Origin of the sequence: Peribacillus sp. NPDC096540 (genome assembly GCF_050278525.1) — a bacterium.
In the GTDB taxonomy this organism is placed as follows: domain Bacteria; phylum Bacillota; class Bacilli; order Bacillales; family DSM-1321; genus Peribacillus.
The window spans coordinates 24,014-49,244 of record NZ_JBNNTG010000001.1; the positions used below are offsets into that span (position 1 = coordinate 24,014).

The 25,231-nt window shown below is 39.8% G+C and carries 27 protein-coding genes and 1 pseudogene; all 28 read left to right on the plus strand.

What is annotated here, in order from left to right; all coding sequences use genetic code 11:
* The first annotated feature begins 66 nt into the window (after positions 1 to 66).
* Positions 67 to 267 carry a 50S ribosomal protein L31 gene (gene rpmE / locus ACQKMR_RS00100; protein WP_053348458.1) on the plus strand — a complete coding sequence of 67 codons (201 nt, stop codon included), beginning with the start codon at positions 67 to 69 and terminating at the stop codon, positions 265 to 267.
* 138 nt (positions 268 to 405) lie between these two features.
* Positions 406 to 1,011: a thymidine kinase gene (locus ACQKMR_RS00105; protein WP_427695450.1), complete on the plus strand. Its 606-nt coding sequence runs from the start codon at positions 406 to 408 to the stop codon at positions 1,009 to 1,011.
* Positions 1,012 to 1,248: 237 nt separating this feature from the next.
* Positions 1,249 to 1,701, plus strand: a complete 453-nt coding sequence (locus tag ACQKMR_RS00110; protein ID WP_427695451.1) for a hypothetical protein — start codon at positions 1,249 to 1,251, stop codon at positions 1,699 to 1,701.
* A 147-nt stretch (positions 1,702 to 1,848) separates the two neighbouring features.
* Entirely contained in the window at positions 1,849 to 2,928 is a 1,080-nt protein-coding gene (gene prfA / locus ACQKMR_RS00115; RefSeq protein WP_427695452.1) for a peptide chain release factor 1, read from the plus strand.
* Positions 2,929 to 2,935: 7 nt separating this feature from the next.
* Positions 2,936 to 3,790 carry a peptide chain release factor N(5)-glutamine methyltransferase gene (gene prmC, locus ACQKMR_RS00120; protein WP_427695769.1) on the plus strand — a complete coding sequence of 285 codons (855 nt, stop codon included), beginning with the start codon at positions 2,936 to 2,938 and terminating at the stop codon, positions 3,788 to 3,790.
* Positions 3,791 to 3,950: 160 nt separating this feature from the next.
* The gene (gene spoIIR, locus ACQKMR_RS00125) at positions 3,951 to 4,862 is read left to right on the plus strand and encodes a stage II sporulation protein R (RefSeq protein ID WP_427695453.1); all 912 of its coding nucleotides are present in this window, start codon (positions 3,951 to 3,953) and stop codon (positions 4,860 to 4,862) included.
* Positions 4,863 to 5,155: 293 nt separating this feature from the next.
* On the plus strand, positions 5,156 to 6,205 hold the full coding sequence (locus ACQKMR_RS00130) for an L-threonylcarbamoyladenylate synthase (RefSeq protein WP_427695454.1): 1,050 nt from the start codon (positions 5,156 to 5,158) through the stop codon (positions 6,203 to 6,205).
* Between the two features lie 75 nt (positions 6,206 to 6,280).
* On the plus strand, positions 6,281 to 6,847 hold the full coding sequence (locus tag ACQKMR_RS00135) for a manganese efflux pump MntP family protein (protein ID WP_427695455.1): 567 nt from the start codon (positions 6,281 to 6,283) through the stop codon (positions 6,845 to 6,847).
* 255 nt (positions 6,848 to 7,102) lie between these two features.
* Positions 7,103 to 7,546: a low molecular weight protein arginine phosphatase gene (locus tag ACQKMR_RS00140; protein WP_427695456.1), complete on the plus strand. Its 444-nt coding sequence runs from the start codon at positions 7,103 to 7,105 to the stop codon at positions 7,544 to 7,546.
* A 23-nt stretch (positions 7,547 to 7,569) separates the two neighbouring features.
* On the plus strand, positions 7,570 to 8,859 hold the full coding sequence (locus ACQKMR_RS00145; protein ID WP_427695457.1) for a methyl-accepting chemotaxis protein: 1,290 nt from the start codon (positions 7,570 to 7,572) through the stop codon (positions 8,857 to 8,859).
* A gap of 129 nt (positions 8,860 to 8,988) precedes the next feature.
* Positions 8,989 to 9,435 carry a ribose 5-phosphate isomerase B gene (rpiB, locus tag ACQKMR_RS00150; RefSeq protein WP_427695458.1) on the plus strand — a complete coding sequence of 149 codons (447 nt, stop codon included), beginning with the start codon at positions 8,989 to 8,991 and terminating at the stop codon, positions 9,433 to 9,435.
* A gap of 134 nt (positions 9,436 to 9,569) precedes the next feature.
* Positions 9,570 to 10,163, plus strand: coding sequence for a TIGR01440 family protein (locus ACQKMR_RS00155; protein ID WP_427695459.1), 594 nt, complete (start codon positions 9,570 to 9,572; stop codon positions 10,161 to 10,163).
* Between the two features lie 411 nt (positions 10,164 to 10,574).
* Positions 10,575 to 11,816 (plus strand): serine hydroxymethyltransferase, encoded by a 1,242-nt coding sequence (glyA, locus tag ACQKMR_RS00160; protein ID WP_201187480.1) that lies wholly within the window; start codon positions 10,575 to 10,577, stop codon positions 11,814 to 11,816.
* A 246-nt stretch (positions 11,817 to 12,062) separates the two neighbouring features.
* Entirely contained in the window at positions 12,063 to 12,692 is a 630-nt protein-coding gene (gene upp / locus ACQKMR_RS00165) for a uracil phosphoribosyltransferase (protein ID WP_053348481.1), read from the plus strand.
* Between the two features lie 45 nt (positions 12,693 to 12,737).
* Positions 12,738 to 13,859, plus strand: a complete 1,122-nt coding sequence (gene wecB / locus ACQKMR_RS00170; protein ID WP_427695770.1) for a non-hydrolyzing UDP-N-acetylglucosamine 2-epimerase — start codon at positions 12,738 to 12,740, stop codon at positions 13,857 to 13,859.
* An 84-nt stretch (positions 13,860 to 13,943) separates the two neighbouring features.
* Positions 13,944 to 16,172 (plus strand): S8 family serine peptidase, encoded by a 2,229-nt coding sequence (locus ACQKMR_RS00175; RefSeq protein WP_427695460.1) that lies wholly within the window; start codon positions 13,944 to 13,946, stop codon positions 16,170 to 16,172.
* A 473-nt stretch (positions 16,173 to 16,645) separates the two neighbouring features.
* Entirely contained in the window at positions 16,646 to 17,014 is a 369-nt protein-coding gene (locus ACQKMR_RS00180) for an ATP synthase subunit I (protein WP_048685860.1), read from the plus strand.
* Positions 17,015 to 17,036: 22 nt separating this feature from the next.
* Positions 17,037 to 17,732, plus strand: a complete 696-nt coding sequence (gene atpB / locus ACQKMR_RS00185; RefSeq protein ID WP_427695461.1) for a F0F1 ATP synthase subunit A — start codon at positions 17,037 to 17,039, stop codon at positions 17,730 to 17,732.
* A gap of 63 nt (positions 17,733 to 17,795) precedes the next feature.
* The gene (gene atpE, locus ACQKMR_RS00190) at positions 17,796 to 18,020 is read left to right on the plus strand and encodes a F0F1 ATP synthase subunit C (RefSeq protein WP_427695462.1); all 225 of its coding nucleotides are present in this window, start codon (positions 17,796 to 17,798) and stop codon (positions 18,018 to 18,020) included.
* A 167-nt stretch (positions 18,021 to 18,187) separates the two neighbouring features.
* Entirely contained in the window at positions 18,188 to 18,709 is a 522-nt protein-coding gene (gene atpF, locus ACQKMR_RS00195; protein ID WP_201250932.1) for a F0F1 ATP synthase subunit B, read from the plus strand.
* A complete protein-coding gene (locus ACQKMR_RS00200; protein ID WP_053348484.1) occupies positions 18,706 to 19,242 on the plus strand; it encodes a F0F1 ATP synthase subunit delta in 537 nt (178 codons plus the stop codon). Before atpF ends, ACQKMR_RS00200 begins: the two co-directional genes overlap by 4 nt.
* A gap of 24 nt (positions 19,243 to 19,266) precedes the next feature.
* Positions 19,267 to 20,775: a F0F1 ATP synthase subunit alpha gene (gene atpA / locus ACQKMR_RS00205; protein ID WP_427695463.1), complete on the plus strand. Its 1,509-nt coding sequence runs from the start codon at positions 19,267 to 19,269 to the stop codon at positions 20,773 to 20,775.
* 37 nt (positions 20,776 to 20,812) lie between these two features.
* The gene (locus ACQKMR_RS00210) at positions 20,813 to 21,673 is read left to right on the plus strand and encodes a F0F1 ATP synthase subunit gamma (protein WP_427695464.1); all 861 of its coding nucleotides are present in this window, start codon (positions 20,813 to 20,815) and stop codon (positions 21,671 to 21,673) included.
* Between the two features lie 87 nt (positions 21,674 to 21,760).
* Complete coding sequence (gene atpD / locus ACQKMR_RS00215; protein ID WP_427695465.1) at positions 21,761 to 23,158, plus strand: F0F1 ATP synthase subunit beta; 1,398 nt, start codon at positions 21,761 to 21,763, stop codon at positions 23,156 to 23,158.
* Between the two features lie 25 nt (positions 23,159 to 23,183).
* The gene (locus tag ACQKMR_RS00220; RefSeq protein ID WP_427695466.1) at positions 23,184 to 23,585 is read left to right on the plus strand and encodes a F0F1 ATP synthase subunit epsilon; all 402 of its coding nucleotides are present in this window, start codon (positions 23,184 to 23,186) and stop codon (positions 23,583 to 23,585) included.
* 409 nt (positions 23,586 to 23,994) lie between these two features.
* A complete protein-coding gene (locus ACQKMR_RS00225) occupies positions 23,995 to 24,369 on the plus strand; it encodes an NADH-quinone oxidoreductase subunit A (protein ID WP_427695467.1) in 375 nt (124 codons plus the stop codon).
* Positions 24,370 to 24,395: 26 nt separating this feature from the next.
* On the plus strand, positions 24,396 to 24,872 hold the full coding sequence (locus tag ACQKMR_RS00230) for a NuoB/complex I 20 kDa subunit family protein (protein ID WP_176527554.1): 477 nt from the start codon (positions 24,396 to 24,398) through the stop codon (positions 24,870 to 24,872).
* Positions 24,873 to 25,231 (plus strand): annotated as a pseudogene (locus ACQKMR_RS00235) (NADH-quinone oxidoreductase subunit C); the annotation flags it as partial. It abuts the gene before it with no gap.

A 25,231-nucleotide genomic window follows, 5' to 3' on the forward strand; every position in this document is an offset into this window, starting at 1 on the left:
CTTTTCCCACACGTTGAAGTATATAACTCTGTTTCGAATGATTCAGGGCAGAAGGAGCTGAAAAGAATGAAAACTGGAATTCATCCAAATTATAAACTTTCAAAAGTATCTTGCTCTTGCGGAAACACTTTTGAAACTGGTTCAGTTAAAGAAGAGATCAAAGTTGAGACTTGTTCAGAATGCCATCCATTCTATACTGGTCGTCAAAAATTCGCTGAAGCTGGCGGACGTGTTGATCGTTTCAACAAAAAATACGGTATTAAATAAGCCGGACTTTTCAAAAAACAGGCAAGTATTTTTCTTGCCTGTTTTTTCTTTTTTGTAAACAAGATTGAATTTATATAAAGCCGGGTCCAATTCCATTATGGCCAAGGGATCGACAGGTGGAAGGGAGTAGCTATTTCCATGTATGTAATGAAACAAACAGGCTGGATCGAGCTTATTTGCGGAAGCATGTTTTCAGGTAAATCTGAGGAATTGATAAAACGAGTCAGCCGTGCTCAATTTGCTAAAGAGCAAATAGCTGTTTTTAAACCAGCTATAGATAATCGCTATGCGGAAGAGGCTGTCGTATCACACAATGGGTCCTCTGTGATGGCAAAACCTATTGCCCATTCAACAGATATTTTTAAGTATTTAGACAAGCCCTTAGATATCATTGCAATAGATGAAGTGCAATTTTTTGATCATGAAATTGTCGGGGTTGCCCAGCATCTTGCGGACAGCGGTTATCGAGTGATTATGGCTGGACTCGATCAAGATTTCAGAGGTGAACCATTCGGTCCTATGCCTGTTTTACTTTCGCTAGCAGAATCAGTAACAAAGCTACAGGCTGTGTGTGAAGTGTGCGGCTCACCTGCGAGCAGGACACAACGATTGATTAATGGTGCACCGGCCTCCTATGATGAGCCGATCATCCTTGTAGGCGCATCGGAATCATACGAGCCCCGTTGCCGCCATCATCACGAAGTCCCAGGCAAGCAGACGGCAGGGATTAAAGAACATATTTAAATCATGGTGCCCTAAGATCCAAAGAGATCTTAGGGCACTTTTTTTAATCACATGCGCTTTAACTAAAGATGAATTATTCAAAATGTTGACATTTGTAATAAGCTTTAACCGTTAAGATAAAGTCGACCCATTTGTAAAAAAAGGGGAATAGAAAATAAAAGATACATTTTGCTTCATTTTGGGGAAAGCTGAAGAGGAAACGCTCTTTATAAACTTAACCAAAACGGAGGGAAAAATATGAAATCTATGCTACTTTTAGTGGCTGCTTTTTTTCTTGCTGTACTGACAGCTTGCGGTCAGAATGACAATGCAATTAATAATGATTCAGAATATGGAGATCAAAGCCGGGATGGTCAAGATTTTGTCGGCAATAATCTGAAGCACATGTCTAATGATTGGGACAATGAGACGGAACGTCCATCAGACCAAATTCTCAACACACCACATCATACATCTAATAATTCTCCATCTATGGGGCAAGAAGTAGATAAAATCCGAGCAATCATTAAATCGGAAACCAATTATGAATCAGGTTACGTGTGGCATAATGGCAATACCATTCATGTGACGGTCCATGATAAAGGTGAAATCAAGACGGATGAAGAAAGAAGCAGGGAAAAGCAACGAATTAAAGGTCTTATAAATAAGGTTGTGCCCCAATATAATATAGATGTTAATTTAAAGAAATAGACACAAAGTTGAATCCTCTTTGACGTTGATTATTCACCTATACTATAATTAAGCTAGAAGTGAACTCTGTTGGGGCACTTATTTATAGTTAAAAAGGATGGATTACTTCCAACTCGTTTATTGTAGATGTTTTGGAAAATTTATGAGGTGAATAATTTGTTTGATCGACTGCAGGCAGTAGAAGATAGATATGAAAGATTGAATGAACTATTGAGTGACCCTGAAATCATTAATGATTCAACGAAGCTAAGGGAGTATTCTAAGGAGCAATCCAGTATTCAGGAGACAGCTTCAACGTATAAAGAGTATAAAGTGGTTCGTGAGCAACTCCAGGAAGCCAAGGCGATGCTCGAAGACAAACTTGATGCGGACATGCGTGAAATGGTTAAGGAAGAGATTAATGAACTTGAAGAGACCATACAAGGTCTTGAAGATAAGCTGAAAATATTGCTTATTCCCAAAGACCCTAACGATGATAAAAACGTAATCATGGAGATCCGCGGAGCGGCAGGCGGAGATGAAGCGGCCTTATTTGCAGGTAGTTTATACCGTATGTACAGCCGTTTTGCCGAGGTGCAAGGCTGGAGAACTGAAGTTATTGAATCAAGTCCTACGGGGCTTGGCGGTTATAAGGAAATTATTTTCATGATTAATGGTAACGGTGCATATTCAAAGTTGAAATTCGAAAATGGAGCCCATCGCGTGCAGCGTGTACCTGAAACTGAATCAGGCGGACGGATTCATACATCCACAGCTACAGTAGCCGTTTTACCGGAAGCTGAGGAAGTGGAAGTTGAAATCCATGATAAGGATGTTCGTGTAGATACCTTTGCATCAAGTGGCCCAGGAGGACAGAGTGTTAACACCACTATGTCAGCGGTGCGATTGACGCATATTCCGACAAATACCGTTGTATCTTGTCAGGATGAAAAATCACAAATCAAAAATAAAGAAAAAGCAATGAAAGTTTTGCGTGCACGTGTGTATGACAAAATTCATCGCGAAGTACAGGCGGAATATGACCAAAACAGGAAGCTTGCTGTTGGAACTGGTGATCGTTCAGAACGGATTCGTACGTATAACTTCCCGCAAAACCGTGTTACCGATCATCGTATCGGCTTAACGATTCAAAAGCTGGATCAAATTATGGAAGGTAAGCTGGATGATGTCGTGGATGCCTTAATCATGGAAGACCAATCTTCAAGACTGGAAAATGCAGATGAATAAGTCTGTCATGAAGGTATTCGAAGTCCTTAAATGGGCTTCTTCTTTTTTAAAGGAAAATGATCGGGATGCCAATGCAGGAGAAATTTTGTTGCAGCATTATTTAAAGCAAACGCGCTCCCAGCTATTAGCTAATCTCCATTATGAACTCAGTCAAGAGGAGTTAGAACAATTTAAGTCCGCTGTTGAGCTACATGTTGCTGGTACCCCTGTTCAATATATTACAGGCAGTGAAGAATTTTATGGACGGGCATTCCTTGTTAATGAAGAAGTGTTGATTCCGAGACCTGAAACAGAAGAATTAATTTATTATACACTTCGTAAGCTCCCTAACATTTTTACGAAGGGACAGAAGCTCAGTTTAGCGGATATTGGGACGGGCAGCGGTGCGATCGCAATTACGATGAAGCTTGAAGAAATAGGCTTGCTGGTAACAGCCTCGGATATAGCAGATCCATCACTTGAGGTAGCTAGAAAAAATGCCGATTTACTTGGAGCTGAGGTGCAGTTTGTGCAAGGCGATCTGCTGCAGCCATTCATTAAGCAGAACAATCAAGTGGATATTCTTTTATCAAATCCTCCTTATATACCAAATGATGATCAAAAATCCATGTCAGTGGTCGTGACTGATCATGAACCACATCGTGCGTTATTTGCTGGTGCCGATGGCTTAGACTTTTATCGCCGATTTATGGAACAATTACCACTGGTTATGAAAGTACCCGGACTGATTGGGTTTGAAGTAGGCACTGGACAGGGTCAGGCAGTTGCAGGTCTATTGAAGCGGACGTTTCCTGCCGCAGAAGTATCCATTGAAAATGACATTAACAAAAAAGATCGAATGGTCTTTGCTGTATTAAAATGATTCGTCTCCTTTGTGAGACGGATTTTTTTGTTTGGAATGAAACGCACTTCACCTAATATACCAATTAGAATCTATATTTTTAGTTATCCTCTTTTTTACTTTTACTAGTTTAAGATAACGGAAAATTGGCGAGACTAATTTGTGTGAGGGGGCGAGGGCGATGAAAACTAAACATTTAGCCATTATCTATCTATTAATCTTAACAATAGGAACAATTGTAAGTATATATATGCCTAAATCGGAGGCGGTAAGTGCGGAAGAAACTATGGTGATTCCAGATGAAGCGATTCGTCTGCGAATACTTGCTAATAGTGATACAGAAGAGGATCAAGCTGTTAAGCGCCTGATTAGAGATAAAGTAAATGAAGATATTACGAAGTGGGTTCAGGAGCTTACCTCTTTGGATGAGGCGAGGGAAGTGATTACTTCGCATTTGCCGGATATCCAAGCAACAGCGGAAGCGGTAGTGAGGGAAAATGGTTTGGAACAGTCAGTCAATGTCGATTTTGGACAGGCGGAATTCCCGACAAAGCTTTACGGTCAGTATTTATATCCGGCAGGTGATTATGAAGCGGTGATTATCACACTTGGTGAAGGGGAAGGGGCCAATTGGTGGTGTGTGCTATTTCCTCCATTATGTTTCCTGGATTTTTCAAATGGGACAGCTGTAAGCCAAAGTCCAATTGTCGAGGATGAAGATGAAGAATCCATGACTTCGAAAGGGAAGGCGTATGCTGCAACGAATGAAGAGAAAGCTGTGCCAGAGGAAAAAGTTAAAGAAGAAGTTATAGGGGAAAGTGTAAAAGAGGAAGTACCAGAGGAAAAAGTTAAAGAAGAAGTTATAGAGGAAAGTGTAAAAGTAGAAGTGCCGGAAGAAAAGGTAAAAGAAGAGGTTGTAGAGACAAAGGTAAAAGAGGAAGTGACACCAAAAGTTAAAGAAGAGACCGTTGAAGAAACAAAGGGTAATTTGACAGCGTCTACTGACCAAGGTCAACAATTATATGAAGGCGAAAAGGAACCAGAGGTGGAAGTGAAGTCCTTATTTGCAGAAATTTTCAATGAGATTTTTTAAAGTGAGGGCATCTGCCCTCGTTTTTTTACGATTGGAGATATTTAATAATACATATCCACAGAGTTATTAACAAAATATCGAAAAAGTCTGTCAATAATCCATAATATCCACAAAGTTATCCACTGTTTCGATGCAATTATCCACAATTTGTGGATAACACTTGAATTATGTGCATACTTCTTTTATACTTTCAAAGTATATTTTAAGAAATAATAGTACGATAAGACTGAAATATCGTTCATATAAAAGCGATTATATAAAATAAGTAATGTTAAAAAGCGAAGGTGTTTACGATGAAAACGAAAGTTTGGTTAGTGGATAAAAATGTGGATAATTTACAAAGTTATCCCCAAATTACACAATCAGCTGAATTATTAAAGGCTGATCAAGTGGTTGCTTTTCCAACAGAGACCGTATATGGGTTGGGAGCGAATGCCAAAAGTGATGAGGCGGTCAAAAAAGTGTTTGAAGCGAAGGGGCGTCCGAGTGACAACCCTTTAATTGTTCATATAGCTTCTGAAGAACAGTTGATAGATATTGTCGAAGAGATTCCAGTACAGGCAAGGAAACTTATAGCGGAATTTTGGCCGGGTCCTTTGACATTGATTATGAAACGGAAACCAGGACAGCTATCAAACCTAGTGACGGCGGGTTTAGATACAGTCGCGGTCAGGATGCCAGATCATCAGGTTGCCCTAGGTCTTATTCAAGCGAGTAATCTGCCTATTGCTGCCCCAAGTGCAAATACCTCCGGGAAACCAAGCCCCACATCAGCTAAACATGTTGTGGATGATTTAATGGGCCGAATTGCGGGCATCGTCGATGGCGGGACCACAGGTGTAGGCGTTGAATCTACCGTGCTTGATTGCACGGAGGAAGTACCTGTTATTTTAAGACCGGGTGGCGTGACAGTAGAACAACTGGAAGCAGTCATTGGAACAGTTAGACAAGACGTTGCCTTGAAACATAAGGATGCAGCACCAAAAGCTCCGGGTATGAAATATACCCACTATGCACCAAAAGCCCCTCTTTTTTTAGTAAAAGGCAATCAAGCTTTCCTTCAGAGGCTTGTGGATGAAAAAAGAGGTGACGGGTTAAAAGTCGGTGTGATAACACCTTCTGAACATCAACGAGAATATAAGGCGGATTATATTGTTGCTCCTGGATCATTAGCGGATTTACATACAGTTGCAGCAGGGCTATATGATGCCTTAAGACAATTTGATGTACTCGATGTCGATATCATTTTTAGCGAAATGTTTCCTGAGTCTGGTATAGGGGTTGCGGTTATGAACCGTCTTGAGAAGGCTGCAGGTCATCAAATCATTGAAGAACATGCGTAATAAGAACTGATTTTTTCTTCTATTTCTTGTCGGACATGCATAACATGTAGTAGGTACGTCCGAGGGAGGTATGGAATGAATACATTCGCTGGAGAAATCATCACTTTATTGCTAATGGCTTTTGCTTTGGGAATGGATGCCTTTTCTGTCGGCCTTGGAATGGGGATGTTTAAGCTAAGGTTGAGGCAAATCCTTTTTATAGGGCTGACAGTAGGCTTTTTTCATTTTTGGATGCCCTTGCTTGGTATGGGGGTCGGTCGTTTCATTTCTGATAAATTCGGAACATTTGCTACATATGCTGGCGGTCTATTGTTGTTAATTTTGGGCATCCAGATGTTTATTTCCGGTAAAAGGGGAGATGCTGGTATCAAAGAAAATAAGATGCTCGCTCCAATCGGAAAAGGTCTGTTTATCTTTGCTCTAGGGGTAAGCCTGGATAGTTTTTCGGTAGGATTAACGCTGGGGATTTATGGAGCTAAAACGATTTTGACCATTCTCTGTTTTGGAATGGCTGCCACTTTATTAACGTGGGCAGGACTTTTACTGGGGAGAAAGATGCAGGGGTTGCTGGGAGTTTACAGTGAGATCCTTGGTGGTAGTATTCTGTGTGCGTTTGGTCTAAAGCTATTATTCTCCTTTTGATGCACCTAATTTCATATCTGTCCTTCCTCAACTGTTCCGAATTACCGGGGCGGTTTTTATTTTTCTCTTTTAAACATTTAGCTGCTGAAAAGGGGGAAGAAAAGATGATCTTATAGTATAAAGGGTTTACGAAATAGACTTATTTTGTTTGTTTGAAGTGAATTTATTATGATATTTTTATAATAAGAGTGCTTTTATTTTGACTATTAAAAATGGGGCAATAGCTTATAATGGATAAAAAAGGAGGGCGTTAAAATGATCCGAGTATTATTTGTATGTACCGGTAACACGTGCAGAAGCCCCATGGCAGAAGCAATTTTAAAAAACAAGAATATTAAGGGTATCGAAGTGAGATCTGCCGGCGTATATGCTTCGTCTGGTCAAGACGCTTCAATGCATGCTAAAAGTGTATTAGTTGAAAATCAAATATCACATAATCATTCCTCAACACCTTTATCAGAGAAGGAAATAGATTGGGCTACTCATATTTTCACCATGACGGAAGGGCATAAAGCGGTCATTATGAGCACATTCCCCTATATAATCGATAAGACTTTTACTTTAAAAGAATTTGTTAATGACGATAAACATGATAGAGACATAATAGATCCGTTTGGTGGCCCGGAAGACCTTTATCGGGAAACGTTCAGGGAGCTTCAAGATTTAATAGAGGAATTAGTAAAAAGTCTGGAAAAGTAAACAAGTCTACAGGGGGAAAAAGAATGGCGGAAAGAACTCATTATAAGTTTGGGTTACGAAAAAAATTAGTTATCTTTATCACAGTCCTTGCTTTAATCACTTATTCAACCTCGGCATTTTTTATTTTCGTGGTCCATCCAATGTTTTTTGAGAACATGGGCTCGATAAGTTTTAGTGTTGGGACACTGTTATTAGGCATACTGTGGTCGGGAATTCTTGCGTTTTTTGCAGCCAGTCTTATTACTAAACCCCTGCAAAGACTAGAAAAAGTGGCGTTAAGTACGGCACAGGGAAGTATTAACGAAGAAGTAGTTTTATCAAAGACGGATGATGAGATTCGATCATTAGGCACAGCTTTTAACCATATGCTTTTTAACCTGCGGGAAATGGTGCAAAGTATTGAAGAAAATTTCCAAGAGACCAATAACAAAGTCATTCATATTTCTCAAGAATCCTCAAAAGCATCGGAACAGGCAGAAAACATTGCAAGGACCATTGAGGAAATATCCAAAGGTGCGGATACCTCGGCTGTTTCCATCATGAATACGGCTGAATCTATTGATGATGTCATCATGATTGCTCAACAAGTTCAAAATAAAGCGAAGGCATCTGTTGTTATATCCAGTGAAATGGCTACAGAGCTTTCTCAGAGTAGAGAAGTGGTTAATTCCTTAGTTTTTGGCATTAAACAATTGGCTGAGGAAAACCACCAGTCCCTAAAAACTGTCAAGCGTTTAGAGGAAAATGCGAAAAAGGTGGAACAAATCATTGTGCTTGTCGGCGATATTGCAGCACAAACAAACCTGCTTGCATTGAATGCCTCCATTGAAGCGGCACGGGCAGGAGAACATGGGAAAGGATTTGCCGTTGTGGCGGAAGAAGTCCGTCTGTTAGCTGATGAGAGCGCTAAAGCTGTTCAAGGCATTTCAAGTTTGATTCAAAATATTCAGGTTGAGGTACAGGCTGTTGTTAAACAAATTGGCGAACAGGTCGTCTTGGCAAATAAAGAAGCCCAAAAAGGTACAAATACGGATATAGCGATTGAAAGAATGACCAAAACGGTACATAATGTTGTCGCTGCGGTAAAAGATATTACTGAGCTTGTTGATCGTCAAATGGAAAGTGTTGAAGAAACATCAAGGCAGTCTCAAGAAGTGGCTGCTATTGCAGAAGAAACATCTGCTGGAGCGGAAGAAGTAACGGCTACGACTCATGAACAAGCAATGGTTATGGAAAACGTAGAAAAATTGGCTATGGAGCTTAAAGGGCAGGCGGAAAAATTAAAACAGACCATTACACGCTTTCATACTTAATATCATTTTTACAGGAAACCAGTGTTGGTTTCCTGCTTCTATATGGGCTGAAACCTATAGCTTCACTTTATCTTTTCACAATTTTGTGACACAATAAAATCAAATAAAAACAGCTAGAGGAGGATTTTGATGAAAGTTGCAATTGCCTCGGATCATGGTGGTATTCAAATCCGTGAAGAAATAAAGAATTTAATGAATGAGTTACATATTCCATTTGAAGATTTTGGGTGTGAATGTAGTACATCCGTGGATTATCCGGATTATGCTTTGCCAGTTGCCGAAAAAGTAGCACAGGGTGAGTTTGATCGTGGAATACTAATATGCGGTACAGGTATTGGAATGAGCATTGCGGCGAATAAGGTTAAAGGAATACGGTGTGCATTGGTTCATGATGTGTATAGTGCGAAACTGACTCGTCAGCATAATGACAGCAATATGTTGGCAATGGGGGAACGTGTAATTGGTCCTGGGCTTGCCAGGGAAATTGCCCAGACATGGTTGACTTCAGAATTCGAAGGCGGTCGTCATGAAAACAGAATTGGTAAGATAGCGGAGTATGAAGGAAAACACTCCTAATTTAAATCAGCAGAATGCTCTTCTTGAGCGATAAACTGTGGCAGTGAAGATTTAGAACAAGGACAAGAAGTCTTCTCTTAATCTAAGGTCTAGCCAATTAGTAAGTTTTCTTTAAATGAAAGGATGCGTATTTCATGACAAATGATGCTACATTTTCAGATGAGCTTGAGATATGGAAAAATCAGTTTCAAATACTGCTACATGAGTTTCAGGAAGAGGCAGCTCTAAAAGAAAACCAGCTATTGGTAATTGGTTGCAGTACAAGTGAAGTGATTGGAAAACGAATCGGCACAGACGGAACAATTGATGTTGCCGGAATGATCTTTGCTGTAGTGGAGGATTTCCATGGGGAAACGGGAATTCAGGTTGCTTATCAATGTTGTGAACACTTAAATAGGGCTCTCGTATTACCAAGAGAGACCGCTGTTCGAAGAGATTATGAAGAAGTGTCAGTTGTCCCTGTCAGAACGGCAGGAGGCTCAATGGCAACCTATGCCTATCAGCAATGGAAAGATGCTATCGTCGTTGAGCATATCAAGGCAGAAGCGGGGATAGACATCGGTGATACTTTCATCGGTATGCATTTAAAACATGTGGCTGTCCCTGTTCGAGTGTCCATTAAAGAAATAGGTCATGCACATGTGACTATGGCTAAAACCCGCCCAAAACTAATTGGCGGAGAGCGGGCTGTATATCAGGAAACTTCAGCAAACAAGAGTTGTACTTAATAGAAAATTAGGCAGCATTTCTCAGATGAGGGATGCTGTTTTTTGTACGGAGACTATTAAATCAAAAAAAAATGGAAAGAACAAGAAGAATCTTTAAAAGATTTTTTGTATAGTACCAATAGAATGGTTAGTGAAGGAAAAACGGTATAGCCCCCTCATCGGAATGCTTTTTTACTAATAAAATTCAGGTAGGAAGAGCTATTCACCTTAAATGAGATGTTAAATGCGAACATTTTTAAATGAAAAAACAATGAACGTTCGATAAAATTAGACTATCACTTCTAAAATAGACATGTTAAAATGGAGTAGAATTTTCAAATAATTATCGATGAGGCTTTTTCATGTCTTTTGAAGTCATGTTGTAAATAATGTAAAAAGCGAATAACGCACAATTTGAGGAGGAATTACGGAATGAATCGTTTAGCAAAGCAAGATGAGCAAGTGTTTAACGCAATTCAACTGGAATTAGGGCGTCAAAGAAGTAAGATTGAGCTTATTGCTTCTGAGAACTTCGTGAGTGAAGCTGTCATGGAAGCTCAAGGATCGGTGCTAACTAATAAGTATGCAGAAGGATATCCGGGTAAGCGTTACTACGGCGGGTGTGAGTATGTCGATATCGTAGAAGATTTAGCACGTGACCGCGCAAAAGAGATTTTCGGTGGAGAGTATGTAAACGTACAACCTCACTCCGGAGCTCAAGCTAATATGGCAGTTTACTTTACCGTTCTTCAAACGGGCGACACTGTGTTAGGAATGAACCTGTCCCATGGCGGTCATTTAACACATGGAAGTCCAGTTAATTTCAGTGGCGTTAACTACAACTTTGTTGAATATGGTGTGGACGAAAAAGATCACCGTATCGATTACAATGATGTTTTGGAAAAAGCACGTCAGCACAAGCCTAAACTGATCGTAGCAGGGGCTAGTGCATATCCACGTGAAATTGATTTTAAACGCTTCCGTGAGATTGCAGATGAAGTCGGAGCTTATTTAATGGTTGATATGGCACATATCGCAGGTTTAGTTGCAGCAGGATTGCATCAAAGTCCAGTTCCATATGCAGACTTTGTAACGACAACAACTCATAAAACGCTTCGCGGTCCACGCGGCGGTATGATTATTTGTAAAGAAGAGTTCGGTAAAAAAATTGATAAATCAATCTTCCCTGGTATTCAAGGTGGACCATTAATGCATGTAATTTCTGCTAAAGCTGTAGCATTCGGCGAAGCGCTTCAAGATGATTTTAAAGTTTATGCACAACAAATTATCGACAATGCTAAACGTTTGGGCGAAGGTTTGAAAAAAGAAGGCTTTACTCTTGTTTCTGATGGAACAGATAATCACTTAATTCTTCTTGATGTACGTTCTACAGGACTAACAGGAAAAATTGCAGAGCATGTACTGGATGAAATCGGTATTACCGTTAATAAAAATGCGATTCCGTATGATCCGGAAAAACCATTCGTTACAAGTGGTATACGTATTGGAACAGCAGCAGTAACATCTCGTGGCTTCGGATTAGAAGACATGGATGAAATCGCTGCAATCATCGGACTTGTTTTGAAAAATAATGAAGATGAAGCTAAACTTGAAGAAGCAAAACAGCGTGTTGAAGCATTAACAAGCAAGTTTGAATTATATCCTTCATTGTAATAACAGAGCCGCTTCCTTTCAGGGGAAGCGGTTTTGTGTGTTTAAATATAGAGAAGCAAAGAAGAATGTGTTTTGAAGAGTCCGAATAGTGAAAATAGGTCTGACATCTAAACCTTTATTGAAGATTGAAACATTTTTCTGTAAAATAGGTTGAAGTGAATTTTAAAAGGTACGAAAATTTTTCTAAACGAATAGGGAAATTATAAAAATGAGCAAAATTAAGCAATGGAATTGGAGAGATGCTAAATGGGAAAAGTTTATGTTTTCGATCACCCGTTAATTCAACACAAATTAGCCTATATACGTGATATAAATACAGGAACAAAAGAATTCCGCGAACTAGTAGATGAAGTTGCGTCATTAATGGCATTTGAAATTACAAGAGACATGCCGCTTGAAGAAGTGGAAATCCAAACACCAGTTAGCAAGGCGAAAGTAAAAATGCTTTCTGGTAAAAAAGTTGGTATCGTTCCAATTTTACGTGCTGGTATTGGAATGGTAGATGGAATTATTAAATTGATTCCTGCTGCAAAGGTAGGGCATGTCGGTCTTTACCGTGACCCAGAAACATTAAAACCGGTTGAATACTATGCGAAAATGCCAAGTGATTTGGCAGAAAGAGAATGCATTGTTGTTGACCCAATGTTAGCGACAGGCGGTTCTGCTATTGAAGCTATCAATTCTATTAAAAAGCGCGGTGCAGTTAACATCAAATTCATGTGCCTAATTGCAGCCCCAGAAGGCGTAGAGGCATTAAAAGAAGCGCATCCTGATGTAGATATTTATATTGCAGGACTTGACGAAAAACTGAATGAACATGGATACATCGTTCCAGGTCTAGGAGACGCGGGAGATCGTTTATTCGGCACAAAATAATAGAAAGAAACTGAGGTGTCACGATTGAACCAACCGATTAAGGTCATGACGATTTTTGGAACGAGACCAGAAGCTGTAAAAATGGCGCCCTTAGTACTCGAATTTCAAAAACACCCAGAATATTTCAAACCAATCGTTGCTGTTACGGCTCAGCATCGCCAAATGTTAGATCAAGTTCTCGACTTATTTTCCATTCAACCTGATTATGATTTGAATATAATGAAGGAAAGGCAAACGCTTGCCGATATTACAACAAGAGCATTAAGTGGTCTGGATTCTATAATGAAGGAAGCTAAACCAGATATTGTGCTTGTTCACGGTGATACAACTACAACCTTTGTAGCTAGTTTAGCTGCTTTTTATAATCAAATCGTCATAGGACACGTGGAAGCAGGGCTGCGTACATGGAATAAGTATTCCCCCTATCCGGAAGAGATGAATCGTCAGCTTACCGGAACTATGGCAGACTTACATTTTGCGCCGACCTCAAAAGCGGAAGAGAATTTGCTGAATGAAAACAAGAAAGAAAACATATTCGTGACGGGAAATACAGCAACCGATGCCTTAAAAACGACAGTACGGTCCACGTATTCTCATCCAGTTTTAAATAAATTGGAAGATGACCGGCTCATTTTACTTACAGCTCATCGCAGGGAAAACCTAGGGGAGCCTATGAGGAATATCTTTAGAGCTGTCAAAAAAATCGTTGCGGATCATGACGATGTTCAAGTCGTTTATCCTGTCCATTTAAATCCCGCTGTTCAAGAGTTAGCAAAAGAGATTCTCGGTGATGATCCGCGTGTCCATTTAATCGAACCACTGGACGTATTGGATTTTCATAACTTTGCGTCAAGAGCCTATTTGATTTTGACCGACTCCGGAGGCATCCAAGAAGAGGCGCCATCACTTGGTGTACCTGTTCTTGTTTTACGAGATACGACTGAACGCCCGGAGGGGATTGCAGCAGGCACCTTAAGACTGGCAGGTACGGATGAACAGACCATTTTTAAAATGGCCCATGAATTGTTAACCAATGATGAAGAACACAAAAAAATGGCTAAGGCCACTAATCCATATGGGGACGGAAATGCTTCAGCCCGAATTGCTGAAGCCGTTCGTTACTATTTCAAGCAAGTCAATGAACCGCCAACAAGATTTGAACCATAAAAAAAGGAAAAGCCAATCGGCTTTTCCTTTTTTATTTGCATACTCCAAGGTAGTTGAGAAAAGATAACTGCTAAGGGGATGATTATGTTGAGAAAGATATCTTTTATATTGTTTGCTGTTCTTTTAATATTTCTTTTCTCAAATGAAAAGGGATTAGCCTCTGTCATTCTACCGCCATTACCAAAATTATCTGAGTCTAAGAAAGTAACGGTTGTTGTCACGATGGAAAGACCCATTTCGCACGAAAAGATTAATAAGCTGCTTGAAAAGTATCCATCCCTCCATTTACGTAATATTTATACGGTTGCCCTGGATGGATTTTCTGTATATGGAAGAAAGAATGAAATTGAACAACTTAAGAAGGAGAGTGCGATTCAAGCTGTTACAGAGGTATCCATGTATCATGCCTTGCTGGACGAAAGTGTCCCTTACATTGGTGGAGACAGGGTGAGGAGTTTCTTTGATGAGAAGAATCACCGAATAACCGGGAAGGGAGTAAAAGTAGGGATTATCGATACAGGGATTGATTATACACATCCAGATTTGCAGCGTAATTATAAAGGAGGAAAAGATTTAGTTGATAGTGATGAAGACCCGATGGAAACGAAGAACATGGGAGATTTAAATACACTACATGGAACGCATGTGGCCGGAATTATTGCAGCTAATGGAAAAATAAGGGGTGTCGCTCCAGAAGCAGAGATATATGCATATCGGGCATTGGGGCCAGGAGGTGCAGGAGATACAGAGCAAGTCTTGACGGCTATTGAGTCAGCAATGAAAGACAAGGTGGATGTTTTAAACCTTTCTCTTGGGAACGATGTCAATGGCCCTGATTTACCTATTTCGCTAGCGTTAAATAAAGCGGTGGAAAGCGGAATCGTTGCCGTCACATCAAACGGTAATTCTGGACCTGCTGTTTGGACCGTTGGTTCGCCGGGGACAGCAGAAAAAGCGATTTCGGTAGGAGCGTCAACTCCTCCACTGAAGGTTCCTTATATGGTTTACGGACTTGGTTCAAAAAAGTATCAATCTTATTTGACTCAATTTCAAGGCTCTAAGAAGTGGAACTTAACTTTTTCAGAAGAAATAATTTATGGAAACGTTGGAAACGAAAATGAACTAAAACATGTTAAAGATAAAGTCGTATTACTTGAGCGTGGCACACTTACCTTTCAGGAGAAAGTATCCAATGCTGAAAAGGCAGGAGCGAAAGGAGTAATTATATATAATAATACGAGCGGAACCTTTACCGGAAGCTTAGAAAAAGAGATGAACATACCAGCTGCTTCTATTAATAGAAGAGATGGATTGCGTCTTAAGAAATTTGTGGATCAAGAACAACACGAAAAAGCTCATTTTGTATATAAGAAGGAGCAAGATAGACTGGCTGATTTTAGCTCGAGAGGACCAGTAACCGTATCTTGGGGAATTAAGCCAGACCTGTTAGCGCCTGGAGTTGAGATTGAAAGCACCATTCCTAAGGGATATATGTCCCTAGCTGGAACAAGTATGTCTGCCCCGCATGTTGCAGGGGCGTGCGCTCTAATTTTACAAAAACATCCGGAATGGACTCCTGATCAAGTAAAGTCAGCATTGATGAGTACTTCTAAGCCATTAAGAAAAACGGCATATCAACTGTATCACACATATGAACAGGGAGCTGGCCGCATCCAGGTTGATGAAGCATTAAGAGCTGACACACTTCTGTATCCAAGTTCTTTGTCATTTGGAATGTATACAAAAAAAGAAGGCATTGAAGAGCATCATGAATCAATCGTCCTTGAAAATACAGGAGAGAAGATTAGGAGTTACTCTTTTATGGTCCCATTAAAAGAGAAGGGACTCATTTGGGATTTGCCGAAATCCCTTACTTTGAATCCAAGTGAAAAGAAAACAATTGATGTGGGACTTCAAGTAAACCCGTCCGAACTCGAGAAGGGGGTTTATGATGGGTACCTAATTATAATGGAAGGAAGTAAAAAAATTTCACTCCCTTATTTATACGTTAAAGAAGAACCGGATTATCCAAGAGTAATGGGGTTTGAATTCGGCCAAGGCGACCAGGCCGGCACATATCGATACGAGATGTATCTACCTCGAGGAGCTGAAGAATTCGGGATTGCTCTTTATGACGCAGACAGCTTAAAATTTGCCGGATATATGGATTGGTCGAAACCAGCACCCTCAGGTTTGACCAAAAAAAATATATTTAGAAAAGACTTGCCGCCTAAAGGCGTATATAAAGCAATAATATTTGCAAGAAGGAATGGAAGGGAAGATCGGATAGAAAAGACGTTACTTATAGAGTGAATAAATGACAATAAGTAAAATAAAACGTATGTCAATAGTATTAAAAAGATAATTTGTGAACAATTCGTTAATAATTACAAACCTGTGACAAATTTCACTAACCACTCATTGACATTGATTCTTGCCTATTGTATGCTAACTAAGGATGTAAAATGAGAGGGTTTTCAGGAGCCCAACATGCAGATTTTTACAGCATGAAATGTTTTCTATCCTCCACCAAATTTCAACCGCGAGGATGCAACTTTCGTCAAATAAATCGCCGTCAATTAATGGCTATTATTTTGATGTCAGCGATTCTTTCTCAAATAGTCGGATCAGTTTTGATCGGTATCTTCTTTTTAGAAAGATGATTTGACAGAACCCTTGATTCGAACCGCTGCTATTAGTAATTGGCCTTCTTTGTGGACTTGCATTAGGTTTACAAGCAATGCTCCATTCAGTTCGAAAATATTTCTCAGGAGATTAAATGAAAAATGCCAGAAATGAAAATCATGTTCAACAGGCAGAGTAAATATATAATTTTTCTTCTGGCGGTTTATGTTGTTGGATGGGGACTTACGAGTTATCAAGCCGTTTTTGCTGGGCTTATACTGGGTACGAGTTTGAGTTTATACAATTTATGGCTGATTAATCAGAAAATGAAAAAATTCAGTCAGGCGCTTGATGAAGGAAAGAAAACTAAATCTCTTGGAACGATGACACGAATGGCATCCGCAGGTCTAGCGGTACTCATTGCATTGGAATTTCCGGAGCATTTTCATCTGATTAGTGTTGTATGGGGATTAATGACAGCTTATATCGTCATTTTTATAGATTTTTTCATCCAATTAATACGTCGATAGCGGGGAAGAGAGGTGAATATAGTTGAATCATGAAGCACCCTTACACGATTTTATGGGTTTAACCTTTAACTTGAGTAACGTCCTAATGATAACAATTGCGAGTTTTGTTGTGTTCTTAATTGCAGTGATTGGTACTCGTAAACTGGCAATGAAGCCAACTGGCATGCAGAATTTCATGGAATGGATTATGGATTTTGTTAAGGGTATTATTAATAGTAACATGGACTGGAGAACAGGTGGTCAGTTTCAACTGCTTGGTATGACTTTGCTAATGTACATTTTTGTGTCCAATATGCTAGGTCTTCCGTTTGCAATTAGTTACGATGGAGTGCTTTGGTGGAAATCACCAACAGCCGACCCAGTTATCACATTGACTCTAGCAGTCATGGTATTAGGTTTAACGCATTTCTATGCTATAAGAATGAAAGGCGCCAAGGGTTACTTTAAAGCTTATAAAAACCCAATGACACTAGTAGAGGAATTTACAAACTCCTTGACACTTGGTCTGCGTCTATATGGTAATATTTATGCTGGTGAAGTTTTGCTAAGTCTATTAGCTGGATCGTTGGCTATGAGTGGACTTCCCGGATTTATTGGAGCAATCATCCCTACTTTAGTATGGCAAGGCTATAGTATATTTGTAGGTAGTATCCAAGCGTTTATCTTTGTTACGTTAACAATGGTTTATCTGTCTCATAAAGTCAGTGACGACCATTAATTATAAGTTCATTTAGAACTAAAAAAATAAAATTTTGATACAATTTTAAGGAGGATATTTATAATGACAGGTTCAGTAGGTCTTCTTGCAGCAGCAATTGCAATTGGTTTAGCAGCACTAGGTGCAGGTATTGGTAATGGTCTTATCGTTTCAAGAACAGTAGAGGGTATCGCTCGTCAACCAGAAGCTCGCGGTATGCTTCAAACAACAATGTTCATTGGTGTAGGTTTAGTTGAAGCGATGCCTATCATCGCGGTAGTAATTGCGTTTATGGTATATGGTGCGTAATAGAACCTTTAAAAAGTTCAAAAATGGCGAAGTTCGTTCCATGTGAACCTTCGCCTTTCCTTTATGTCCACAATCCTGTTTTAATACAGTTTAAGAGCATAATTTTCTAAAAGTTCATATAAATGAACGCTTTAAGAAGTGAAACTCGTGAAGGGAGTGAACCAAGCGTGTTAACAAGCAGCTTTGTACTTGGGTCAACTGTCGACGGCTTTAATGGCGGAGACATGTTATTCCAATTAGTAATGTTTATCATTTTGTTAGCGTTGCTGAAGAAATTTGCATGGGGTCCTCTAATGGGCATCATGACTCAACGTGAAGAACATGTTGCAAATGAAATTCAAGCAGCGGAAGCTAGCAGACAAGAAGCACTTAAATATTTAGAAGAACAACGTGAAATCGTAAAACAATCTCGTACTGAAGCGGGACAACTTATAGAAAACGCAAAACTTCAAGGTGAAGCACAGCGTGAAGATATCGTGAATCAAGCACGTCTTGAAGCTGAACGTGTTAAAGAATCAGCGAAGCGTGAAATTGTACAGGAAAAAGAAAAAGCTATTACAGCATTACGCGAGCAAGTGGCATCTTTATCCGTACTTATTGCTTCTAAAGTAATTGAAAAAGAACTATCTGAAGCTGATCAAGAGCAATTGATTAATGACTACATTCAAGAGGCAGGAGAAGGGAAATGAGCGATATAACAGTAGCAAAGCGTTATGCCGTTGCCCTTTTCCAAATTGCGAAAGAGCAAAATCTCATTAACCAACTTGAAGAAGAGCTTCGCATAGTGAATGAAGTTTTTACAAATGATAATGAGCTATTAAGCTTCTTAGCTCATCCTAAAATGACTAAAGATGCAAAAAGCGCTTTGATTGCAAATGCATTTGCAAGCCTTTCTTCTTCCGTTCAAAACACTGTAATGTTAATGGTAGAACGTCATCGTACAGATGAAGTGACTGCTATGGCACAAGAGTTTATTGAACTAGCGAATGAAGAAAACTCAGTTGCGGATGCAACTGTCTACACAGTTCGTCCATTGACTGAATCAGAAATGGAAGCTGTGTCTTCATCTTTTGCTGCAAAAATCGGTAAAAGAAATTTACGCATTACTAATATTACGGATACCAATATTCTTGGCGGCATCAAACTTCAAATCGGTAACCGCATATATGACGGAACGATTAGTGGTAAGCTTGGTCGTCTTAGCAAACAACTATTAGGTTAATATTCACAGATAGGGGTGAAATTCATGAGCATCAAAGCTGAAGAAATCAGTGCGCTGATTAAAAAGCAGATTGAAAACTATCAGTCGGAAATTAAAGTAAGTGATGTAGGTACAGTAATCACTGTTGGTGATGGTATCGCTCGCGTTCATGGTTTAGATAATGCAATGGCTGGGGAGCTCTTAGAATTTTCTAATGGTTCTATGGGATTAGCACAAAACCTTGAGCAAAATAACGTTGGTGTTGTTATTCTTGGACCTTTCAGAGACATTCAAGAAGGCAGTGAAGTACGCCGTACAGGAAGAATCATGGAAGTACCAGTTGGAGAAGAATTAATCGGACGTGTCGTGAATCCGCTTGGACAGCCATTAGATGGTCTTGGCCCAATCGCTACAACAAAAACTCGTCCAATTGAAAGCCCTGCTACAGGTGTTATGGACCGTAAATCTGTTCATGAACCATTACAAACAGGGATTAAAGCTATCGATGCGCTAGTACCAATCGGACGTGGACAACGTGAGTTAATCATTGGTGACCGTCAAACTGGTAAAACATCAGTTGCGATCGATACAATCCTTAACCAAGCTGACCAAGACATGATCTGTATCTATGTTGCTATTGGCCAAAAAGAATCAACAGTTCGTGGAACAGTTGAAACACTACGTAGAAATGGTGCATTAGATTACACAATCGTTGTATCTGCATCAGCTTCTCAACCAGCACCACTTTTATACCTAGCTCCATATGCTGGTGTGACTATGGGTGAAGAGTTTATGTTCAATGGCAAGCACGTTTTAGTGGTATATGATGATCTTTCTAAACAAGCATCAGCATACCGTGAACTTTCCTTGCTACTTCGCCGTCCTCCAGGTCGTGAAGCATTCCCTGGGGATGTATTCTACTTGCACTCCCGCTTACTTGAGCGTGCAGCTAAATTGAATGACACTTTAGGTGCTGGTTCAATCACTGCGCTTCCATTTGTTGAAACACAAGCAGGCGATATCTCTGCTTACATTCCAACAAACGTTATTTCCATCACAGATGGACAAATCTTCTTACAATCTGATTTGTTCTTCTCAGGTGTACGTCCTGCGATTAACGCTGGTCTTTCCGTATCCCGTGTTGGTGGATCTGCACAAATTAAAGCGATGAAAAAAGTTGCTGGTACATTACGTCTAGACTTAGCTTCTTATCGTGAATTGGAAGCATTCTCTCAATTCGGTTCTGATCTTGATGCTGCTACTCAAGCAAAACTTAACCGTGGTGCTCGTACAGTTGAAGTTCTTAAGCAAGATCTAAACAAACCAATTAAAGTTGAAAAACAAGTCATGATTTTCTATGCATTAACTAAAGGTCATTTAGATGATATTCCAGTATCGGATATCCTTCGTTTTGAAGAAGAATACTATGTGTTCCTAGATCGTTCTCATCCAGAATTATTAGATCACATTCGCACAACTAAAGGTCTTCCTGAAGACGCTGCTATCGTTGCTGCAATTAACGAGTTCAAAAAGAATTTCGTTATTTCTGAATAATAAGGTCTAACTAATTTATAAAGGGTGGTGAGAATGAATGGCCTCTTTACGCGATATTAAGTCTCGGATTACTTCAACGAAAAAGACGAGTCAAATTACAAAAGCGATGCAGATGGTATCTGCTTCTAAAATGAACCGTGCAGAAGCGAATGCTAAAGCATATGTTCCTTATATGGAAAAAATTCAAGAAGTAGTATCAAGTATTGCGAACGGAAGCACGGATGCATCTCATCCAATGCTTATCTCACGTCCAGTAAAGAAAACCGGTTACCTGGTAATCACATCGGACCGCGGATTGGCAGGAGCCTACAACAGTAGTATCCTTCGCCACGTTCATAAAACTATTCTTGAACGCCATAAATCCAATGATGAGTTCGTCATTATCGCAATCGGAAGGGTTGGCCGTGATTTCTTTGTCAGCCGTAATATGCACGTAGAGCTTGAAGTAATTGGTGTTCCTGATCAGCCGTCTTTCGCTGACATTAGCTCCCTTGCTAAATCAACAGTGAATTTGTATCTAAACGAACTGTGTGATGAGCTTTATATGTACTATAACCATTATGTCAGCCCAATCCAGCAGGATGTAACGGAAAAGCAAGTCCTTCCGTTAGCTGACTTTAATACTTCCAATGCAACATTGACTTCTTATGAATTTGAACCTAATGCAGAAGAAATTCTAGAGGTATTACTACCTCAGTATGCAGAAAGTTTAATTTATGGTGCTTTGTTAGATGGTAAAGCAAGTGAGCACTCTGCACGTATGACTGCAATGAAAAATGCAACCGATAATGCGAAAGAATTGATTGATTCACTTTCATTGCAATATAACCGTGCACGTCAGGCCGCAATTACTCAAGAAATCACGGAAATTGTCGGCGGTGCAGCAGCTTTAGAATAAAATATTAAAGGGGCGGTTGGCCCGGACGATATGCTGGCCGTTCCATAAACTTGATAGTCGTTATAAGCAACGTTAGGAGGGAAAACGATGAATATAGGACGCGTTACTCAAGTTATGGGTCCGGTTGTTGACGTGAAATTCGAAGACGGACAACTTCCTAAGATCTATAACGCGTTAAGAATCGAAAATACAGCGTCTGGTACAGGACTAACTCTTGAAGTAGCCCTTCAACTAGGTGATAATACAGTTCGTACTGTAGCAATGTCTTCCACGGATGGTTTAACTCGTGGTGCAGAGACTGTTGATACAGGAGCTCCAATTTCCGTTCCTGTAGGTGAAGTAACTCTAGGTCGCGTTTTCAACGTATTAGGGGAAAACATTGACCTATTTGAACCACTTACAGCAGAAGTACGTCGTGATCCAATTCACAGACAAGCACCAACTTTTGAGAACTTATCAACATCAGTTGAAATTCTTGAAACTGGTATTAAAGTAGTAGATTTACTTGCACCTTACATTAAAGGTGGTAAAATCGGTCTCTTCGGTGGTGCCGGTGTTGGTAAAACTGTACTTATCCAAGAACTTATTAATAACATCGCACAAGAGCACGGCGGTATCTCAGTATTCGCTGGTGTAGGTGAGCGTACTCGTGAAGGAAATGACCTTTTCTACGAGATGACTGATTCTGGTGTTATTAAGAAAACAGCGATGGTATTCGGACAAATGAACGAGCCACCAGGTGCACGTATGCGTGTAGCTCTAAGTGGTTTGACAATGGCTGAATATTTCCGTGACGAACAAGGACAAGACGTTCTTTTCTTCATCGATAACATCTTCCGTTTCACTCAAGCAGGTTCAGAGGTTTCTGCCCTTCTAGGCCGTATGCCTTCAGCGGTAGGTTACCAACCAACCCTTGCTACAGAAATGGGTCAATTACAAGAACGTATCACATCAACTAATAAAGGTTCTGTTACATCTATTCAAGCGATCTATGTACCTGCCGATGACTATACGGATCCGGCTCCAGCTACAACTTTCGCTCACTTAGATGCAACAACTAACCTTGAGCGTAAACTTTCTGAAATGGGTATCTACCCAGCAGTTGATCCATTGGCTTCTTCTTCTCGTGCTCTTAGCCCAGAAGTCGTGGGAGCTGAGCACTATAAAATAGCTCGTCAAGTTCAATCAACTTTACAGAAGTATAAAGAACTTCAAGATATTATTGCGATCTTGGGTATGGACGAGTTAAGCGAAGACGAAAAAGTAATCGTTGCCCGTGCTCGTAGAATTCAAAACTTCTTGTCACAAAACTTCCACGTGGCTGAACAATTTACTGGTCAAAAAGGTTCTTATGTACCAGTTAAAGAAACAGTCCAAGGATTCAAAGATATCCTAGCTGGAAAATATGACGAACTTCCTGAAGATGCTTTCCGTCTAGTTGGTCGCATCGAAGAAGTTATTGCTAAAGCAAAAGAAATGGCTTAATTAAAGGGACCTAGGAGGGAATGAAATGAAGACCATTAAAGTCAATGTTGTTACTCCCGATGGCCCAGTATATGATGCAGAAGTTGAAATGGTAAGCACTAAAGCTAAAAGTGGTGAGCTGGGAATTATGGCTGGACACGTTCCAACTGTAGCTCCTCTTACCATCGGTGCTGTCCGTCTTAAAAATGGAAGCAACACAGACTATGTAGCTGTAAACGGTGGCTTCTTAGAAGTTCGCCCTGATGTGGTAACCATTTTAGCTCAATCTGCTGAAAGAGCTGAAACTATCGATCTTGCACGCGCTCAAGCAGCAAAAGCACGTGCGGAACAAAGATTGCAGAACACTGATGGATCAAATGATACCAAAAGAGCTGATTTAGCGCTCAAACGGGCTATCAATCGGATTCAAATTGCAGAAATGCGATAACTTTATATGATCAAAACACCAGGACTATCTATTTGTAGAGAGTCCTGGTGTTTTTTGTTTTAAATCATGCAATCTTTACTGTCTTTAAAAGAAGTTATTATCATACAAACTCATAATTTCTGCATATGAACGTCGAAATAATAAAAAATCTGCTGAAAGTTAATATAAAATATCGAATTATAGTGTAAAGTATTTTCCATATTAACCCTTACTTCATCGACATACTATTTTCTGGATGATATAATGTATACGCTTACATTAATTACTTCTTGCCCCCTCGTTGTCATGTTGCTTCTAAAAAATTGTTACTCTGCATAAATATTTAAAACAAGATTCCAATTAAAAAAAGAAGACAAGCAAATTTGAAATTCACCTATTAAACATGATTTCTCTATAAAGGGAGATGAACATGGGACAGCTGCATATTTACCAAAATAACTATTTAATTGTATTTGTTTTCCTTAGTCTTGGCATATTACTACCGTTAGTCGCATTATTGCTTGGAAGACTTCTTAGGCCATACAAACCGAGTGATATGAAATATACGACTTATGAAAGCGGGATCGAGCCTTTTCAGGATTCAAGAGTTCAGTTCAATGTCAGATATTATTTATTTGGCTTGATGTTCGTTATTTTTGATGTAGAAACAGTTTTCCTATACCCATGGGCAGTAGCTTACGATGAGCTAGGGTTGTTTGCGCTAATTGAAATGTTATTTTTTGTCCTTATCCTTTTATTAGGACTAATCTACGCTTGGAAAAAGAAGGTGCTAAAGTGGAATTGAAATTAGACGACCTTACTCCTGCAGAAATGGAAGAATTGCGTCACAGTATTTTTTTATCCACACTTGAACAAGTAAAGGCCTGGGCAAGAAGTAATTCCCTATGGCCAATGACTTTTGGTTTAGCATGTTGTGCAATTGAAATGATGGGAGTGGGTTCCTCTCATTATGATTTGGACCGTTTTGGTTCTTTTTTTCGGACATCACCTAGACAATCGGATGTCATGATTGTTTCTGGCACTGTAACGAAAAAAATGGCTCCGATAATTAGGAGATTGTACGACCAAATGCCAGAGCCGAAATGGGTAATTGCTATGGGGTCTTGTGCAACTGCAGGAGGACCATATGTGCGTTCCTATTCGGTTGTCAAAGGGGTAGATCAAATAGTACCTGTTGATGTTTATATCCCTGGGTGCCCCCCAAACCCGGCAGCACTTATTTATGGTATTAATAAATTAAAAGAAAAAATCCGTTACGAAGCGAAAACTGGAAAGCGGGTGATATAGATGAGTGAAGAGCAGGACTTAGCGCAACAAAAGAAAGCGGCAGCAGCAAAGGCAAAAGCAGCGGCTTTAGCCCGAAAACAATCAAAAGAAAGTAGTACAGAAGAACCGGAAAGAAATATGAATGTAGTAAAACAAAAAGCAGCCGCAGCAGCAAAGGCAAAAGCAGTCGCTTTGGCCCGAAAACAATCAAAAGAAAGTGGTATAGAAGAAGCGGAAGAAAAAATGGATGTAGCAAAACAAAAAGCAGCCGCAGCAGCAAAGGCAAAAGCAGCCGCTTTGGCTCGAAGGCAGTCAAAAGAAAGTGGTATAGAAGAATCGGAAGAAAAAATGGATGTAGCGCAACAAAAGAAAGAGGCAGC